This window comes from Mixta mediterraneensis (assembly GCF_014946725.1).
Taxonomy (GTDB): domain Bacteria; phylum Pseudomonadota; class Gammaproteobacteria; order Enterobacterales; family Enterobacteriaceae; genus Pantoea; species Pantoea mediterraneensis.
In genome coordinates this window covers 565,114-582,541 of the sequence record NZ_JACFXY010000001.1, presented here as the reverse complement: position 1 = coordinate 582,541, position 17,428 = coordinate 565,114, and the positions used below count along the sequence as shown (strand labels likewise).

The 17,428-nt window shown below is 51.0% G+C and carries 11 protein-coding genes, 3 tRNA genes, 3 rRNA genes and 1 pseudogene; 10 read left to right on the top strand and 8 right to left on the bottom strand.

All coding sequences use genetic code 11. The annotated features are described in order from the left end of the window. Window positions 1–26 precede the first annotated feature (26 nt). The 3 genes from H2P46_RS02955 to metN are packed head-to-tail and all read right to left on the bottom strand — an operon-like array spanning window position 27 to window position 2,545. The gene (locus tag H2P46_RS02955) at window positions 27–842 is read right to left on the bottom strand and encodes a MetQ/NlpA family lipoprotein (protein WP_193403713.1); all 816 of its coding nucleotides are present in this window, start codon (window positions 840–842) and stop codon (window positions 27–29) included. Between the two features lie 25 nt (window positions 843–867). Next, window positions 868–1,521 (bottom strand): methionine ABC transporter permease MetI, encoded by a 654-nt coding sequence (locus H2P46_RS02950; RefSeq protein ID WP_193403712.1) that lies wholly within the window; start codon window positions 1,519–1,521, stop codon window positions 868–870. Then, window positions 1,514–2,545, bottom strand: coding sequence for a methionine ABC transporter ATP-binding protein MetN (metN, locus tag H2P46_RS02945; protein ID WP_193403711.1), 1,032 nt, complete (start codon window positions 2,543–2,545; stop codon window positions 1,514–1,516). The genes H2P46_RS02950 and metN overlap by 8 nt, the downstream gene beginning before the upstream one ends. Window positions 2,546–2,733: 188 nt before the next feature. Here metN and gmhB point away from each other — a divergent pair, with 188 nt between their 5' ends. The 6 genes from gmhB (at window position 2,734) to H2P46_RS02915 (ending at window position 8,939) form a co-directional block, all read left to right on the top strand. Then, window positions 2,734–3,294 (top strand): D-glycero-beta-D-manno-heptose 1,7-bisphosphate 7-phosphatase, encoded by a 561-nt coding sequence (gmhB, locus tag H2P46_RS02940; RefSeq protein WP_193403710.1) that lies wholly within the window; start codon window positions 2,734–2,736, stop codon window positions 3,292–3,294. 419 nt (window positions 3,295–3,713) lie between these two features. Then, window positions 3,714–5,255, top strand: a 16S ribosomal RNA gene (locus H2P46_RS02935). A 90-nt stretch (window positions 5,256–5,345) separates the two neighbouring features. Next, window positions 5,346–5,420 (top strand) — tRNA-Glu (locus tag H2P46_RS02930). Window positions 5,421–5,640: 220 nt separating this feature from the next. Next, a 23S ribosomal RNA gene (locus H2P46_RS02925) occupies window positions 5,641–8,543 on the top strand. A gap of 97 nt (window positions 8,544–8,640) precedes the next feature. Further along, window positions 8,641–8,756: ribosomal RNA gene (gene rrf, locus H2P46_RS02920) — 5S ribosomal RNA — on the top strand. Together the 16S, 23S and 5S rRNA genes with 2 tRNA genes alongside form the textbook arrangement of a ribosomal RNA operon. Before the next feature lie 106 nt (window positions 8,757–8,862). Continuing rightward, window positions 8,863–8,939: transfer RNA gene (locus H2P46_RS02915), tRNA-Asp, on the top strand. 237 nt (window positions 8,940–9,176) lie between these two features. On the opposite strand, the gene yafC is transcribed toward H2P46_RS02915, so the two are convergent. Beyond that, window positions 9,177–10,091, bottom strand: a complete 915-nt coding sequence (yafC, locus tag H2P46_RS02910; RefSeq protein WP_193403709.1) for a DNA-binding transcriptional regulator YafC — start codon at window positions 10,089–10,091, stop codon at window positions 9,177–9,179. Window positions 10,092–10,674: 583 nt separating this feature from the next. Here yafC and H2P46_RS02905 point away from each other — a divergent pair. Further along, window positions 10,675–11,466 carry an endonuclease/exonuclease/phosphatase family protein gene (locus H2P46_RS02905; protein ID WP_193403708.1) on the top strand — a complete coding sequence of 264 codons (792 nt, stop codon included), beginning with the start codon at window positions 10,675–10,677 and terminating at the stop codon, window positions 11,464–11,466. A gap of 62 nt (window positions 11,467–11,528) precedes the next feature. On the opposite strand, the gene mltD is transcribed toward H2P46_RS02905, so the two are convergent. Then, window positions 11,529–12,902 (bottom strand): murein transglycosylase D, encoded by a 1,374-nt coding sequence (gene mltD / locus H2P46_RS02900; RefSeq protein WP_193403707.1) that lies wholly within the window; start codon window positions 12,900–12,902, stop codon window positions 11,529–11,531. Between the two features lie 71 nt (window positions 12,903–12,973). Continuing rightward, window positions 12,974–13,729 (bottom strand): hydroxyacylglutathione hydrolase, encoded by a 756-nt coding sequence (gene gloB / locus H2P46_RS02895; RefSeq protein ID WP_193403706.1) that lies wholly within the window; start codon window positions 13,727–13,729, stop codon window positions 12,974–12,976. A gap of 43 nt (window positions 13,730–13,772) precedes the next feature. On the opposite strand from gloB, the gene H2P46_RS02890 reads away from it, so the two are divergent. Next, the gene (locus tag H2P46_RS02890) at window positions 13,773–14,507 is read left to right on the top strand and encodes a class I SAM-dependent methyltransferase (RefSeq protein ID WP_193403705.1); all 735 of its coding nucleotides are present in this window, start codon (window positions 13,773–13,775) and stop codon (window positions 14,505–14,507) included. On the opposite strand, the gene rnhA is transcribed toward H2P46_RS02890, so the two are convergent. Next, on the bottom strand, window positions 14,492–14,959 hold the full coding sequence (gene rnhA / locus H2P46_RS02885) for a ribonuclease HI (RefSeq protein ID WP_193403704.1): 468 nt from the start codon (window positions 14,957–14,959) through the stop codon (window positions 14,492–14,494). The genes H2P46_RS02890 and rnhA overlap by 16 nt on opposite strands. Before the next feature lie 53 nt (window positions 14,960–15,012). On the opposite strand from rnhA, the gene dnaQ reads away from it, so the two are divergent. Both dnaQ and H2P46_RS02875 read left to right on the top strand, forming a co-directional pair. Beyond that, window positions 15,013–15,744 (top strand): DNA polymerase III subunit epsilon, encoded by a 732-nt coding sequence (dnaQ, locus tag H2P46_RS02880; RefSeq protein WP_193403703.1) that lies wholly within the window; start codon window positions 15,013–15,015, stop codon window positions 15,742–15,744. A gap of 134 nt (window positions 15,745–15,878) precedes the next feature. Further along, a tRNA-Asp gene (locus H2P46_RS02875) sits at window positions 15,879–15,955 on the top strand. A gap of 104 nt (window positions 15,956–16,059) precedes the next feature. On the opposite strand, the pseudogene H2P46_RS02870 reads toward H2P46_RS02875, so the two are convergent. Then, window positions 16,060–17,288 (bottom strand): annotated as a pseudogene (locus H2P46_RS02870) (NCS1 family nucleobase:cation symporter-1); the annotation flags it as partial. Window positions 17,289–17,428 lie beyond the last annotated feature (140 nt).

Genomic DNA, 17,428 nt, shown 5'->3' with positions numbered 1-17,428 from the left:
GCCCTGAAAGAATAGACGAGGCGGAATTACCAGCCTTTTACTACGCCACCACTGAAAATTTTGTTAGCGGCGTCATTTACTTCGTCAGACTGGTAAGCCTGAACAAATTTCTTCACGTTTTCTGTATCTTTGTTGTCTTCACGTGCCACGATAAGGTTTACGTAAGGAGAGTTTTTATCTTCTACAAAGATACCGTCTTTCGCAGGCGACAGGCCAATCTGGCTGGCGTAAGTGGTGTTGATCACCGCCAGCGCAATCTGTGCATCGTCCAGTGAACGTGGTAGCTGTGGCGCTTCCAGCTCAACAATTTTCAGATGTTTTGGGTTTTCAGTAATATCCAGCGAAGTCGGCAGCAAGCCAACATCTTCTTTTAATTTGATCAGGCCCACCTGCTGCAGCAGCAGTAAGGAGCGACCCAGATTGGTTGGATCATTAGGAATCGCGATCTGTGCGCCATCCTGCAGCTCATCCAGTGATTTGATTTTTTTCGAGTAGCCTGCGATAGGGTAAACGAAGGTATTACCAACCGGCACCAGTTTGTAGCCGCGATCTTTAATCTGCTGATCCAGATAAGGCTTATGCTGGAATGCGTTGGCATCAATGTCACCTTTGCTCAGCGCTTCGTTAGGAAGCACATAATCATTAAATGTGACCAGCTCAACCTCAAGGCCGTATTTCTCTTTGGCAACTTTCTGCGCCACTTCCGCAACCTGCTGCTCAACGCCGACAATCACACCGACTTTAATATGGTTTGGATCTTTTTCTTTCTGATCGCATCCAGCCAGCGCAATCGCGCCAATCAATGCACCCACAGCGGCAATGTTTTTAAACTTGAAAGACATATCCCTTCCTCAATATTGATATTGCTTATTTATGGGACACAGCACGCACGATGCGGTCGCCACAGAACTGAATTAAATACACCAGAACCACCAGTAACACTAATACCGTATTCATCACGGTAGCGTTGTATCCGATATAACCGTACTGATAACCAATCTGCCCCAATCCGCCTGCGCCAACTGCGCCGCCCATGGCGGAATAGCCGACCAGCGTAATCAGTGTAATTGTAGCGGCGTTCACCAAACCTGGCAGTGCTTCAGGCAGCAGCACTTTGCGCACGATCTGCACTGGCGTTGCGCCCATTGCACGTGACGCTTCGATCAACCCGGTTGGCAATTCCAGTAAGGCGTTTTCAACCATGCGGGCAATAAAAGGCGCGGCAGCTACGGTTAATGGCACGATGGCAGCTTGTAAACCAATGGAAGTGCCGACAATTACGCGGGTGAAAGGAATCATCCACACCAGCAAAATAATGAAGGGGATAGAGCGAAAGATATTCACTACCGCTGAAAGTACGCGATATAAGCCACGGTTTTCAAGAATTTGACCCGGACGCGTGACATAGAGTAATACGCCAACCGGCAAGCCGATAACAAAACCAAAAAAGCCGGAGACAAAGGTCATCATTAGCGTTTCCCATACGCCACGCGCCAGCAACCATAACATCGCGTCAGACATAACCTAATACCTCTACTTTTACATGGTTCTCTTGCAGCCAGGCGATAGCTGCTTTGGTGTCGCTTCCTGTACCGTGCATTTCAGCCAGCATAATGCCGAACTTAACGCCACCGGCGTAATCCATCTGCGCACTAATAATGTTGTTATTCACGTTGAAACGGCGTGCTGCTTCTGACAAAAGCGGTGCATCGACTGATTTACCCGTAAATTCCAGACGTAACAGTGGCACGCTGTCGGCTTTTGCGTCTGACGACATGCGTTGCTGGTAATCGTCGGGAATGTCCAGATGCAGCGTGGACTGAATAAACTGCTGTGCTAATGGCGTTTTCGGATGTGAAAACACTTCACTCACACTGTCTTTCTCGATCAGCTCGCCATTACTGATGACGGCGACCTGATCGCAAATGCGTTTTACGACATCCATTTCATGCGTAATGAGCAAGATGGTCAGGCCGAGACGACGATTAATATCTTTCAACAGTTCAAGAATAGAGCGGGTTGTGGCGGGATCGAGCGCACTGGTGGCTTCGTCACACAGCAGGACCTTGGGGCTGCTGGCTAGCGCACGAGCAATGGCAACACGCTGCTTTTGCCCGCCCGAAAGGTTGGCCGGCCAGGCGTCGTGTTTGTCAGACAATCCGACTAATTCCAGCAATTCACTCACGCGCTTTTTAATTTGCTCACGTGACAAATTGCCTAGCTCAAGGGGAAGCGACACATTGCCAGCGACAGTGCGTGAGTTCAACAGATTAAAATGCTGGAAGATCATGCCAATCTGGCGACGTGCCTGCGTGAGTTGACGTTCGTTCAACGCTGTTAAATCAGCACCGTCAACCAGTACGCGGCCCGAAGTCGGGCGCTCCAGCAGATTTACGCAACGAATCAAGGTACTTTTACCGGCACCGGAAGCACCGATAACGCCATATACCTGACCCGCGGGCACATGTAAGCTGACGTCAGATAACGCCTGAATAGCGCGTGTGCCTTGCTGGAACACTTTGGTAATATTTTCGAGTTTTATCATTACGTTATTTATTATCGTATTACGTTGTCCGTGGTGTGGGATGCTTTATATAGCCTGGCCATAAGAAAGCTCGATGGATGTTAAGGCATCCAGACGTCTAAATCAATCAAAGTCATTCAAACTGGCGTTCTCCCTTTTATTGCAATCATGCGATACTGAACGGCAATTTTTATAGCAGGAGTTTCTACGTGGCGAATAAAGTTCCAGCCATTTTTCTTGATCGCGATGGCACCTTAAATGTTGATCACGGCTACGTCCATGAAATCGACAGTTTCCAGTTTATTGATGGCACTATCGAGGCGCTGCAAGAACTGAAAAAGATGGGCTTTGCCCTTGTGGTCGTGACAAATCAGTCCGGCATTGCACGCGGCATCTTTACTGAAGATCAGTTTATGCAACTCACCGAATGGATGGACTGGTCGCTTGCAGATCGGGATGTGGATCTGGATGGTATCTATTTCTGTCCGCATCATCCAGAAGGTACAGTTGAAGCATATCGTCAGCAGTGCGATTGCCGTAAGCCACAGCCGGGCATGCTGTTATCGGCACAAGCAGAACTGAATATCGATATGCATTCTTCCTATATGGTGGGTGACAAAATCGAAGATATGATGGCAGCGCAGGCGGCTGGTGTGGGCACGAAAATACTGGTTCGCACAGGTAAACCCGTTACCGCAGAAGGCGAAGCCGCAGCAGATTGGGTAATTAATAGCCTTTCTGACCTTCCGGCACGCATTAAAAAGGGATAAAACGCGGCTTTTGTGCAAAAATCAGGCGGATAACAAAAAAGTTTGATTTTACACTTGCGCTCGCCGAAACGTTCCCTATAATGCGCCTCCACTGACACGGCACACCGGCTTACGGTATGACGTGCTGGCAGGTTCGGGAGACTGAGCCGCCGGAGAAAAACTTCTCAGAAAGAGGTTGACTCTGCAGGAGGAAAGCGTAATATACGCCACCTCGCGACAGCCGGTTAAGCCGCTGTACGCACTGCTCTTTAACAATTTATCAGACAATCTGTGTGGGCACTCGCAGGATTGATATCAGCGTCTCCGGACGTAAAAAATATCAAGTCTCTGCTGAGTGAACACGTAATTCATTACGACGTTAAATTCACAGAGCATCGCTGCGCCGTTCTTTAATGAACGGTGTCAGCAAATCAGAATTTTAATTGAAGAGTTTGATCATGGCTCAGATTGAACGCTGGCGGCAGGCCTAACACATGCAAGTCGGACGGTAACGGGAAGAAGCTTGCTTCTTTGCCGACGAGTGGCGGACGGGTGAGTAATGTCTGGGAAACTGCCCGATGGAGGGGGATAACCACTGGAAACGGTGGCTAATACCGCATAATGTCTTCGGACCAAAGTGGGGGACCTCCGGGCCTCACACCATCGGATGTGCCCAGACGGGATTAGCTGGTAGGTGAGGTAAAGGCTCACCTAGGCGACGATCCCTAGCTGGTCTGAGAGGATGACCAGCCACACTGGAACTGAGACACGGTCCAGACTCCTACGGGAGGCAGCAGTGGGGAATATTGCACAATGGGCGCAAGCCTGATGCAGCCATGCCGCGTGTATGAAGAAGGCCTTCGGGTTGTAAAGTACTTTCAGCGGGGAGGAAGGGATGAGGTTTAATACGCCTCGTCATTGACGTTACCCGCAGAAGAAGCACCGGCTAACTCCGTGCCAGCAGCCGCGGTAATACGGAGGGTGCAAGCGTTAATCGGAATTACTGGGCGTAAAGCGCACGCAGGCGGTCTGTTAAGTCAGATGTGAAATCCCCGGGCTCAACCCGGGAACTGCATTTGAAACTGGCAGGCTTGAGTCTCGTAGAGGGGGGTAGAATTCCAGGTGTAGCGGTGAAATGCGTAGAGATCTGGAGGAATACCGGTGGCGAAGGCGGCCCCCTGGACGAAGACTGACGCTCAGGTGCGAAAGCGTGGGGAGCAAACAGGATTAGATACCCTGGTAGTCCACGCCGTAAACGATGTCGACTTGGAGGCTGTGCCCTTGAGGCGTGGCTTCCGGAGCTAACGCGTTAAGTCGACCGCCTGGGGAGTACGGCCGCAAGGTTAAAACTCAAATGAATTGACGGGGGCCCGCACAAGCGGTGGAGCATGTGGTTTAATTCGATGCAACGCGAAGAACCTTACCTGGTCTTGACATCCACGGAATCTGGCAGAGATGCCTGAGTGCCTTCGGGAGCCGTGAGACAGGTGCTGCATGGCTGTCGTCAGCTCGTGTTGTGAAATGTTGGGTTAAGTCCCGCAACGAGCGCAACCCTTATCCTTTGTTGCCAGCGGTTCGGCCGGGAACTCAAAGGAGACTGCCGGTGATAAACCGGAGGAAGGTGGGGATGACGTCAAGTCATCATGGCCCTTACGACCAGGGCTACGCACGTGCTACAATGGCGCATACAAAGAGAAGCGACCTCGCGAGAGCAAGCGGACCTCATAAAGTGCGTCGTAGTCCGGATCGGAGTCTGCAACCCGACTCCGTGAAGTCGGAATCGCTAGTAATCGTGGATCAGAATGCCACGGTGAATACGTTCCCGGGCCTTGTACACACCGCCCGTCACACCATGGGAGTGGGTTGCAAAAGAAGTAGGTAGCTTAACCTCCGGGAGGGCGCTTACCACTTTGTGATTCATGACTGGGGTGAAGTCGTAACAAGGTAACCGTAGGGGAACCTGCGGTTGGATCACCTCCTTACCTGAAGATACCTTCCTGCGAAGTGCTCACACAGATTGTCTGATGAAAACGTAAAGAAGCAGGACGGCTGCGAAGTCGTGACACATTCGTGTCCCCTTCGTCTAGCGGTTAGGACTCCGCCCTTTCACGGCGGCAACAGGGGTTCGAATCCCCTAGGGGACGCCACTGCTTGGTGACAGGTGAAAGGTGTCTCCCCAGTATCTCAAAACCGGTTTCGCGGGTAAACAGCGGCGCCGTGTTTGAGATATTTGCTCTTTAACAATCCGGAACAAGCTGAAAATTGAAACGACACGCCGTGTTCATTCTCCGTAATAAGAGTGAAATTAACGGTGTGTCCGGGTCTCAGCTTTGCAGTCTGCATGCGTAAAACGCCTGTGGGTTGTAAGGTTAAGCGACCAAGCGTACACGGTGGATGCCCTGGCAGTCAGAGGCGATGAAGGACGTGCTAATCTGCGTAAAGCGCCGGTAAGGTGATATGAACCGCTACAGCCGGCGATGTCCGAATGGGGAAACCCGGTGCACTCTGTGCATCATCGTAACATGAATACATAGTGTTACGAGGCGAACCGGGGGAACTGAAACATCTAAGTACCCCGAGGAAAAGAAATCAACCGAGATTCCCCCAGTAGCGGCGAGCGAACGGGGAGGAGCCCAGAGTCTGAATCAGCGTGTGTGTCAGTGGAAGCGTCTGGAAAGGCGCACGGTACAGGGTGACAGTCCCGTACACGAAGACACACAGGCTGTGAGCTCGATGAGTAAGGCGGGACACGTGATATCCTGTCTGAAGACGGGGGGACCATCCTCCAAGGCTAAATACTCCTGACTGACCGATAGTGAACCAGTACCGTGAGGGAAAGGCGAAAAGAACCCCGGCGAGGGGAGTGAAACAGAACCTGAAACCGTGTACGTACAAGCAGTGGGAGCACCTTCGTGGTGTGACTGCGTACCTTTTGTATAATGGGTCAGCGACTTATATTCTGTAGCAAGGTTAACCGTATAGGGGAGCCGCAGGGAAACCGAGTCTTAACCGGGCGACAAGTTGCAGGGTATAGACCCGAAACCCGGTGATCTAGCCATGGGCAGGTTGAAGGTTGGGTAACACTAACTGGAGGACCGAACCGACTAATGTTGAAAAATTAGCGGATGACCTGTGGCTGGGGGTGAAAGGCCAATCAAACCGGGAGATAGCTGGTTCTCCCCGAAAGCTATTTAGGTAGCGCCTCGTGAATTCATCTCCGGGGGTAGAGCACTGTTTCGGCTAGGGGGCCATCCCGGCTTACCAACCCGATGCAAACTACGAATACCGGAGAATGTTATCACGGGAGACACACGGCGGGTGCTAACGTCCGTCGTGAAGAGGGAAACAACCCAGACCGCCAGCTAAGGTCCCAAAGTCATGGTTAAGTGGGAAACGATGTGGGAAGGCCCAGACAGCCAGGATGTTGGCTTAGAAGCAGCCATCATTTAAAGAAAGCGTAATAGCTCACTGGTCGAGTCGGCCTGCGCGGAAGATGTAACGGGGCTAAACCATGCACCGAAGCTGCGGCAGCGGCGCGTAAGCGCCGCTGGGTAGGGGAGCGTTCTGTAAGCCGTCGAAGGCGGACTGTGAGGTCTGCTGGAGGTATCAGAAGTGCGAATGCTGACATAAGTAACGATAAAGCGGGTGAAAAGCCCGCTCGCCGGAAGACCAAGGGTTCCTGTTCAACGTTAATCGGAGCAGGGTGAGTCGACCCCTAAGGCGAGGCCGAAAGGCGTAGTCGATGGGAAACAGGTTAATATTCCTGTACTTGGTGTTACTGCGAAGGGGGGACGGAGAAGGCTGTGTCAGCCGGGCGACGGTTGTCCCGGTTTAAGCGTGTAGGCGTGTGTGCCAGGCAAATCCGGCACACTCTACGCTGAGGCGTGATGACGAGGCACTACGGTGCTGAAGTGACAGATGCCCTGCTTCCAGGAAAAGCCTCTAAGCTCCAGGTAACACGAAATCGTACCCCAAACCGACACAGGTGGTCAGGTAGAGAATACCCAGGCGCTTGAGAGAACCCGGGTGAAGGAACTAGGCAAAATGGTGCCGTAACTTCGGGAGAAGGCACGCTGGCGCGTAGGTGAAGGGACATGCTCCCGGAGCTGAAGCCAGTCGAAGATACCAGCTGGCTGCAACTGTTTATTAAAAACACAGCACTGTGCAAACACGAAAGTGGACGTATACGGTGTGACGCCTGCCCGGTGCCGGAAGGTTAACTGATGGGGTTATCGCAAGAGAAGCTCCTGATTGAAGCCCCGGTAAACGGCGGCCGTAACTATAACGGTCCTAAGGTAGCGAAATTCCTTGTCGGGTAAGTTCCGACCTGCACGAATGGCGTAATGATGGCCAGGCTGTCTCCACCCGGGACTCAGTGAAATTGAACTCGCTGTGAAGATGCAGTGTACCCGCGGCAAGACGGAAAGACCCCGTGAACCTTTACTACAGCTTGACACTGAACCTTGAGCCTTGATGTGTAGGATAGGTGGGAGGCTTTGAAGCGTGGACGCCAGTCTGCGTGGAGCCATCCTTGAAATACCACCCTTTAATGTTTGATGTTCTAACGTAGGCCCGTGATCCGGGCTGCGGACAGTGTCTGGTGGGTAGTTTGACTGGGGCGGTCTCCTCCTAAAGCGTAACGGAGGAGCACGAAGGTCAGCTAATCACGGTCGGACATCGTGAGGTTAGTGCAATGGCATAAGCTGGCTTGACTGCGAGCGTGACGGCGCGAGCAGGTGCGAAAGCAGGTCATAGTGATCCGGTGGTTCTGAATGGAAGGGCCATCGCTCAACGGATAAAAGGTACTCCGGGGATAACAGGCTGATACCGCCCAAGAGTTCATATCGACGGCGGTGTTTGGCACCTCGATGTCGGCTCATCACATCCTGGGGCTGAAGTAGGTCCCAAGGGTACGGCTGTTCGCCGTTTAAAGTGGTACGCGAGCTGGGTTTAGAACGTCGTGAGACAGTTCGGTCCCTATCTGCCGTGGGCGCTGGAAAACTGAGGGGGGTTGCTCCTAGTACGAGAGGACCGGAGTGAACGCACCGCTGGTGTCCGGGTTGTCACGCCAGTGGCACTGCCCGGTAGCTAAGTGCGGAAAAGATAAGTGCTGAAAGCATCTAAGCACGAAACTTGCCCCGAGATGAGTTTTCCCTGACCCTTTAAGGGGCCTGAAGGGACGTTGAAGACGACGACGTTGATAGGCCGGATGTGTAAGCGCAGCGATGCGTTGAGCTGACCGGTACTAATGACCCGTGAGGCTTAACCTTACAACGCCAGAGGCGTTTTGAGACCGGTTTTCAGCTTGGTTCACGGACTGGTTCACGTGGTTACCTGAGGGTGACGGCGTGAATAAAACAGAATTTGCCTGGCGGCCGTAGCGCGGTGGTCCCACCTGATCCCATGCCGAACTCAGAAGTGAAACGCCGTAGCGCCGATGGTAGTGTGGGGTCTCCCCATGCGAGAGTAGGGAACTGCCAGGCATCAAATTACGGACGGTACAGTATACCGGCCATGACCACCCCGGTGACGCGGGATGGGCGAAATACCTGAAGTCAGCCTGCGGGCGGACGGCAGTACAGAATCGGTGGAGCGGTAGTTCAGTTGGTTAGAATACCTGCCTGTCACGCAGGGGGTCGCGGGTTCGAGCCCCGTCCGTTCCGCCACTTTATTGAGAAGCCCTGACTGAAAAGTCAGGGCTTTTTCATTTGGTTAAAGTAACCTGGCGGCGGTACTTTAATTTGAGCGCTGGCAGGCAGTTAAATTGCATTGATAGCCCTGCCAATCTACCCGCATCGCTTATTTCATACGGGTTAAAATGCCCTGGAAAAACAGGGCATAGCACAGAGCGCTGCATGAGCGCGTAACTATCAGCTTATCAGTACAGCAGCCTTAGCATGAAGTTAATTTTCACCTGAAATTTGCCAGGGCTGCTCCGCCATCCATTCGCTGAGAAAATTAATAAATACACGCACGCGCTGGCTTACGGCAAGATCGCTGTAATAAACCGCATTAAAAGGCATCTCAACCGGAATAAGCTGGTCAGCTAATAATTCTACTAATTTTCCCTCAGCAATCTCTCTGTCAATCATATAGTCAGACAGACAGGCGATACCGTTTCCATTCAGGCAAAGCTGTTTAATAGTTTCACCGCTGTTTGAGGACATTCCGGGCGGAGCAACATACAGCTCACCATTGTCTTGCGCCACAGGCCAGCGATTAAGCCGCGAAAGATCAATAAAGCCGAGGCACTCATGACGATCTAAATCTGCGACCAGGCGGGGCATACCTTTTTCCTTAATATAGGCGGGTGAAGCGACCAGTTTTCGGTAGCTAATAAATAGCAGACGGGCGCGTAGCGTAGAGTCAGTTAAGTTTCCCGCGCGTATCGCCACATCAACTTTACGTTCAATCAAATTAATAAAGCTTTCCGAAGAAATTAACGACAGTGTTATCTCTGGATAGCGTTCGCGAAAGGGTTTAATCATCGGCATTAGTAGATGAAGAATGACCGGCGTTGCGGCATCAATACGTAATAACCCCTTCGGAGCATGGCGGCCTTCGATAAGATCGTTCTCCGCCGAAGTCATTTCCTGCAATAAACTCTGTACTCTACGAAAATAACGCTCTCCTTCCTGAGTAAGCGCTAACTGTCGTGTCGTGCGCGTAAGTAGCGCAACGCCAAGCTTATTTTCCAGTTTTTTAATTGTTCGACTTACGGCAGAGTTCGCCATCTGTAACTGCCCGGCTGCACGGCTAAAGCTTCCGCTTTCCACCACGCTTACAAATACTTTGAGTTCTTCAGACGATGCTTTCATTATTCCTTCCCAGGCAACATACAATTTTTATTTTGCATCTTTTTGTTATCAAAGCATAAGGCAATATTTACAGCCAAACGTATCATCGTGCCGCTGGCTCTTTGAACGATAGCCATTAGCGCTTTCACTATGAGAACGTCTGAATTGTTATCACAGGATTAATGTCAGCCTTTGCCATCAGCGGGTCTGCAACGAGAAAACAGCCATTGTGATGGCGCTAGTAGAAGAACCGATAAGCGCCCTTAGAGGACTGAGTAAACAGCCATAGGAAGTTTCCTGAGCCTGTTACGCAACAATTGGCAAGTTTTACCTCGCCAGCAGTATCATTCTGGTGGCATGGTTGCGCTAAATATAAGAGGCGGATAATTAGCGCATAAGCACGGCCGGGTGCTAAGCCTGATTTTGTCGCGGCTGTGATACTACCAGGCGTGTTTCGGTCCACCGGCAGCCTGCATAGCAGGTCAGCTTGCGACTTAAGCTTGAGATGTATTCCGACAATCAGCAGCATTGATTGAAACCCCGAACTAAAATCCCTATAACAGGTAAGAGATTTAACGCGTTGAATAATCAGTCAGGCGGAAAAGTGCGGAAAAAAACTTATGCAATGCGATATGTCGCTGGCCAGCCAGCGGAACAGATCTTCCCGCCGGGAGCAATGCTACATCTCGGGAAAGCGCTTCCTCCTGGCGCGCCGCTGCCTGCCCATCCCAATCTAAAAGTATTGGTATGGAATATTTTCAAGCAGCAGCGTGCCGACTGGATGTCAGTACTGGAGGGATTTGGCAAAGATGCGCACCTTGTTTTACTGCAGGAAGCACAGACCACGCCAGAACTGGTTCGGTTTGCTACCAGTAACTATCTTGCCGCCGACCAGGTTCCTGCTTTTGTGCTGCCCCAGCATCCATCAGGTGTTATGACGTTAGCATCGGCGCATCCGGTTTATTGCTGCCCCTTACGCGAACGCGAACCATTGCTTCGATTATCTAAATCGGCGCTTATCACTGCTTATCCGCTGCCCACGGGTGAAATGCTGATGGTGGTCAATATACATGCTGTGAATTTTAGTCTGGGCGTGGACGTTTACAGCAAACAGCTGGGACCGATAGGTGAGCAGATTACACATCATCGCGGACCCGTAATCATGGCGGGAGATTTCAATGCATGGAGCCGCCAGCGTATCAATGCACTGTATCGTTTTGCGCACCGGATGGAGCTGGAAGAGGTGATGTTCACCTCCGATCATCGAAGAAAAGCTTTTGGCCGACCGCTGGATTTTGTTTTTTACCGCGACATTCATGTTAGCGAAGCATCGGTGCTAGTGACGCGCGCCTCCGACCATAACCCTTTATTGGTCGAATTCCATTCTAAACGCTAACCCCTTCAGGAAAAAAACGGCGGACATAAAAAAGGCTGACATTAGTCAGCCTTTTCGTCATATCAGGTATCAGGTGTTGCGTTATTATTAACAAATAGCGTTAATTTGTCGCCGGGTTGAATATCGTTTGCATTATCCAACACACTGTTCCAGCGCATCACGTCTTTGATGTTGACGCCGTGACGCCGTGCAATACTGCCAAGAGAATCACCCTTACGAACACGATAGGTGATGCTGTTGCCGTTATCAGCCAACCTGGCGCCGCCATCTACCGTCAGTGTTTGCCCTGGATGAATAGCTGCATTTCGCAGGTTATTTTGCTGTTTCAGTGTAGCAACGCTGACGCCCAGCTTATTAGCGATACCGGAAAGCGTATCGCCCGAACGCACTTTGTAACCGCCGGACGCGCTGGCTTTCGCAAGCTGTGTCGGCTGTACGGCTGCGATGTCACCGGAAGCCAGTGAGCTACGCAACTGTGCGACGTTAGACTTTGGCACCAGAATATAGTGCGGTCCATTTGGCGCCGTTGAGCTACCTTTATAACCGGTATTGAAACTCTTCAACTTACTGAGCGACATACCAGCCATTTCAGCGGCCTGCGTCAATTGCATCTGCTGACCCACTTCAACGCGTGCTAATGCACGGCTTTCGTTTGGTGTCGGCAGAGAGATACCGTAACGTTTGTTGTTTTTGAGCAGATCGCTCAACGCCAACATTTTAGGAACGTAAACCGTCGTTTCACGGGGCAGCGAAAGATGCCAGAAATCGGTGGGCTTACCGCGCGCCTTATTCTGTTTAATCGCCTTTAATACACGCCCTTCACCGCTGTTATAAGCCGCGATAGTTAATAACCAGTCGCCGTCAAACATCGTGTTAAGACGTTGCATCATATCCAGTGCAACTTTGGTTGACGCGACGACATCGCGTCGACCATCGTAGTAGCGGTTTTGTTTCAAACCATAGTTTCGCCCGGTTGCTGCAACAATCTGCCAAATGCCTGCGGCGTTGGCGGATGACGTTGCACGAGGGTCAAAAGCGCTCTCCACTATGGGTAGCAGTACCAGTTCCATCGGCATTTTACGTTTCTGTATTTGCTCGACTATCCAGTACATGTACGGCTCTGCCCGTAATGTTACATCGTGGAGATAGCTCTTATGCTTTAAAAACTTTATTTTTTGTTCGCGGATCCGGCTGTTTTCCGGAACTCCCATCTTCAACTCGTCACTAATGAAACTCCAGAGATCGGTATCTTCTGCGAGGCCAGTTCCATCTTCCTGCCATCGCGGCGATAACAATTCGTCTCCGTATTTTCCATTTTCACCTTGACCAGCTGAAGACAGACTCTGGGCATGCTGTTCTGGGATGTTGGCATCATTCCGTGAAGCCTGACATCCAACCAGCAAGACCGAGGCGAGTAATATCGCTTTAGCCTTCATGTGTGTGTCAATAGTTCGCTTAAAAGACGAGCAACTATACGTGACGGCTTTTCACAACACAACCCGAAATATTAAAAATGGTCTTTCTTTTCGCGTAGTACAGCAAATGTTTGCCATACCGGCTTTCCGGTGGGGTCAACGCTTAAAGCCTTTTTTAAATCAGGATCTTGCGTTCTTAAAAATAAATTTATTGACCGTTCGTGCTCGAGTTTTGTTGGCAAACTAATGCCATTTGCGGCGCGTAAGTCCTTAATTTTCTGGTATTCGGCCATAATTTGCGGATCATGAGGCAGAATAGCCGCAGCAAAGGTTAAATTGGATAAAGTATACTCATGCGCACAACAAACCAGGGTATCTTCCGGCAACGTATTAAGTTTTTGAAATGATTGGTACATTTGTTCAGCTGTGCCTTCGAACAGACGTCCGCAACCGCCAGAAAACATAGTATCCCCACAAAAAAGGTAAGGTGAACTGAAATATGAGACATGTCCTAAAGTATGTCCCGGTGTGGCGATAACCTCGAACACCAGACCCAGAATGCTAACCTGATCACCTTCGCGCACCACCGTTTTGGCCCCTTTATCCACCGTCTCTTGTGGTCCAAAAATGTCTACGTCAGGAAAATGCTCAAGAAGCGTATTCACACCGCCAACGTGATCGTTATGATGGTGTGTCAGCAAGATAGCGACAGGTTGCCAGCCATTCGCTTTGACTTTTTCTATTACTGGTTGAGCTTCGCCAGGATCGACAATCAGGCATTTTCCTTCATTATCTGTCAGTGTCCAGATGTAGTTATCTTGCAATGCCGGAATACTGGTAAGATTCATAATCACCTCTTGCAGGCCGTTGGAAAAGGAAGATGGTTAAAGCATGAAGCCCGCTAAAACTCGCCAAATGCTGACCGCGCCACTCTCCTGGCAGGATATGCCGTGGGGAGAATATTTTCGTGACGCGTTGACGCAGCAGCTCCAGCCTTACCTCGGAAAGCTTTATGGCTTTCATATGCTTAAGCTTGGCAACCTGAGTGCAGAAATCAATACCGAAAACTGTGCCATCTCACATCAGGTAAATGTGGGCAGTGAAGGCGACCTGTTACAGGTGCTGGCTAGCCCGGCGCGACTGCCTTTTGAATCGAAATCGGTAGACGCTTGTTTGCTGGCACATACGCTGGCCTGGAGTCGGGACCCGCATCGCGTGTTGCGCGAAGTGGATCGGGTATTGATCGACGACGGCTGGATGATCATCAGCGGCTTCAATCCGTTTAGCTTACTCGGTATCAGCAAAATTGTGCCCGTTATTCACCGCAAAGCGCCGTGGAGCGGACGGATGTTTAGTCAGATGCGTTTACTGGACTGGCTGGGGTTACTTAATTATGAAGTTGTTTACCGCACGCGTTTTCAGGTTTTGCCGTGGCATCGGCAGGGCGGCGCGCTTATCAGCGCCCATTTACCGGCGCTGGGTTGCCTGAATATCGTGGTGGCACGCAAGCGGACTTTCCCGCTGACGCCCACTAAAGCGAAAAAAAGTCTGAGCAAATCACAGGTGCGACAAACCGTTAACGCGACGCGCCAGTTTCGTCAGGCCGACGATCAGGAACCCGGCTGATAACCGATATCGTCGAAAGCAGGATTGCCCGCCGCGCTGCGCGCCAGCTCATCGCAGCGTTCATTCTCGGAATGACCGGCGTGACCTTTCACCCATTCCCACTCAATTTTGTGTGTACTCAGCGCCGTATCAAGTCGTTTCCAGAGATCGACATTCTTCACGAGCTTTTTGTCCGCCGTTTTCCAGCCGCGCTTTTTCCAGTTATGGATCCAGCGGGTAATGCCCTGGCGTACGTATTGACTATCCGTGCTCAGCACCACATCGCAGGGTTGAGTAAGCGCTTCCAGCGAAACAATGGCCGCCATCAGCTCCATACGATTATTGGTGGTTAAACGATACCCGGCGCTGAAGGTTTTCTCATGCTGACCGTAACGTAAAATGGCACCGTAGCCGCCAGGGCCAGGATTACCAAGGCAAGATCCATCGGTGAATATTTCTACCTGTTTGCGCATCTCTGGTAGACTTCCTTCTGAAAAAACGCCAAGTCTGACATAAAACGGGTTCTATGAGCACTGCAAATAATCGCCAAATCGTACTCGATACTGAAACCACCGGCATGAACATGATCGGGGTTCACTATGAAGGGCATCGCATCATCGAAATTGGTGCGGTGGAGGTAATCAACCGTCGCCTGACGGGGAATAATTTCCATATGTACCTGAAACCCGATCGGCTGGTAGACCCTGAAGCTTTTGGCGTACATGGGATTGCTGATGAGTTTCTGGCTGATAAACCCACGTTTAGTGACATTGCGGATGAGTTTTTGGCTTACATCCGTGGTGCCGAGTTAGTCATTCATAACGCGCCGTTTGATATAGGCTTTATGGATTGTGAGTTCGGCAAACTTCAGCGCGGAATTGATAAAACGGAAACGTTTTGTCAAATCACCGACAGCCTGGCGATGGCGCGCCGCATGTTTCCTGGCAAGCGCAACAGCCTTGATGCGCTGTGTTCGCGCTATGAAATTGATAACAGCAAACGTACCCTGCACGGCGCATTACTTGATGCTGAGATCCTGGCCGAAGTTTTTCTGACCATGACGGGCGGCCAGACATCATTAACTTTTTCGATGGAAGGCGATAGGTCGCAACAAAATGAGGGCGATGGTATCCAGCGTATAGTGCGTCCGGCGTCGGCGCTGCGTGTGGTCTCCGCCAGCGATGAAGAAATTGCTGCACATGAATCCCGCCTCGATCTGGTCATGAAAAAGGGGGGAAGCTGCCTGTGGCGCGGCTGAACAGGGTGATTTTGCTGGCAAAAACAGCGTCAAGATGAAAAAAACAGCAAACGATTATCTGCAACAGAAAAAGCGTTGACGACGGTTTTCGCTACTATTAATATTCGCCTCGTTCCCGACGGGGAATACAGCGCGGTGCGGTAGTTCAGTCGGTTAGAATACCGGCCTGTCACGCCGGGGGTCGCGGGTTCGAGTCCCGTCCGCACCGCCAACTATTTGGAGAAGCCGATTCAGAAATGAATCGGCTTTTTGCTCTATGAAGCCTCAGCACGAGCGCGGGAAAATCAGCGAATTACCGTTATCCCCGCTATTATTTCACTTCTTTTGCATCGCCACACTGCCACGAAAATCTGCCGCGCTATCCGCCGATTCCATGTCAGCACGCGCCAGATAGCGGTAGCAGCCAGCACCCAATGCCGCACCGATAAACCAACTAAAGTTCGCCACTTCATGCAATGAAGGAATAAAGCTAATCACCAGACAAATTCCTACCGATGGTAGCAGGGCAGCAATGGCTTTCGGGTTAAAGCCACCGCGATACCAGTAACGGCTTTTTGGCGTATTGTCGAACAGATCATCAACAAAAATACGGCTGCGTTTAATCAAATAGAAGTCTGCCAGCAGGATGCCAAATAGCGCTCCAATAAAGGAGCCCAGCACATCCAGCGTGTAGTGAATCAGTTCGGGTGGCTGAAACAGGTTCCATGGCGTCAGCAAGACGGAACCGACCGCCGCAATCAGCCCACCGGTGCGAAAACTAATCTTTTGTGGCGAACAGTTAGAAAAATCAAAAGCTGGCGACACAAAATTGGCGACGATATTGATGCCAATAGTTGCGGTAATCATCGTCAGCAGACCAATCGCTACCGCCAAATCATTGCCCACCATACTGACGGTTTCAATCGGATCGGTCATCATTTTGCCGAACAGCGATTGCGTGCCGGAAACGATAACAACCGTGACAATGGAAAACAGCAGGAAATTGAAGGGGAGGCCCCAGCGGTTGCCGCGACGAATTCACCCATGCTTTTGCCGTAACGCGAGAAATCGTCAAAGTTAAGCCGCGGACCGGAGAAATAGGACATAACCAGTGCGGTAGCGGTAATCATCTGCCAGCTTTGCTCGCCTACAGAAAGTTGCTTGCTGGCAAGCGTGAAAGAAATCCCATCAAAACCGGTTTTGTATACAATCCAACCTGCTAATGCCACCATGACCACATAGACTGCGGGACCCGCCACATCGATAAAGCGTTTGATAGCGCTCATGCCATGCCAGAACACCAACGCCTGTAACAGCCACATTACGCTGAAGCAGCACCAGCCAGGTTGCGATAAACCCAGCCAGTCAGACTGCGTCATAGATGCCAGCCCAGGGAAAAATTTCAACAGCACCAGCATCAATGCGTTGGCCGCTAAATAAGTCTGAATACCGTACCAGGCAAAGGCGATCAGACTACGAATAACAGCCGGAATGTTGGCACCGAAAACCCCAAACGCCTGACGGCAAATTACCGCATAGGGTACGCCCGCCATCTGACTGAGCTTCAGAGGCCCTGCTGGCCACCGTTGAATGTTTTGGCATGAAACCTGCTCCTCTGTTAACACGATAACAATTAATTACGGCGTGAAACGGTATTGCAGGATTCAGGCCATATTTTCTTTCTTGTATACAAAAATTGTCTTTC

Bases quoted from the DNA above. Each gene is read 5' to 3' on its own strand.
- H2P46_RS02955 (WP_193403713.1), bottom strand. From the start codon at position 842: ATGTCTTTCAAGTTTAAAAACATTGCCGCTGTGGGTGCATTGATTGGC.
- H2P46_RS02950 (WP_193403712.1), bottom strand. From the start codon at position 1,521: ATGTCTGACGCGATGTTATGGTTGCTGGCGCGTGGCGTATGGGAAACG.
- metN (WP_193403711.1), bottom strand. From the start codon at position 2,545: ATGATAAAACTCGAAAATATTACCAAAGTGTTCCAGCAAGGCACACGC.
- yafC (WP_193403709.1), bottom strand. From the start codon at position 10,091: ATGAAAGCATCGTCTGAAGAACTCAAAGTATTTGTAAGCGTGGTGGAA.
- mltD (WP_193403707.1), bottom strand. From the start codon at position 12,902: ATGAAGGCTAAAGCGATATTACTCGCCTCGGTCTTGCTGGTTGGATGT.
- gloB (WP_193403706.1), bottom strand. From the start codon at position 13,729: ATGAATCTTACCAGTATTCCGGCATTGCAAGATAACTACATCTGGACA.
- H2P46_RS02890 (WP_193403705.1), top strand. From the start codon at position 13,773: ATGAAGCCCGCTAAAACTCGCCAAATGCTGACCGCGCCACTCTCCTGG.
- rnhA (WP_193403704.1), bottom strand. From the start codon at position 14,959: ATGCGCAAACAGGTAGAAATATTCACCGATGGATCTTGCCTTGGTAAT.
- dnaQ (WP_193403703.1), top strand. From the start codon at position 15,013: ATGAGCACTGCAAATAATCGCCAAATCGTACTCGATACTGAAACCACC.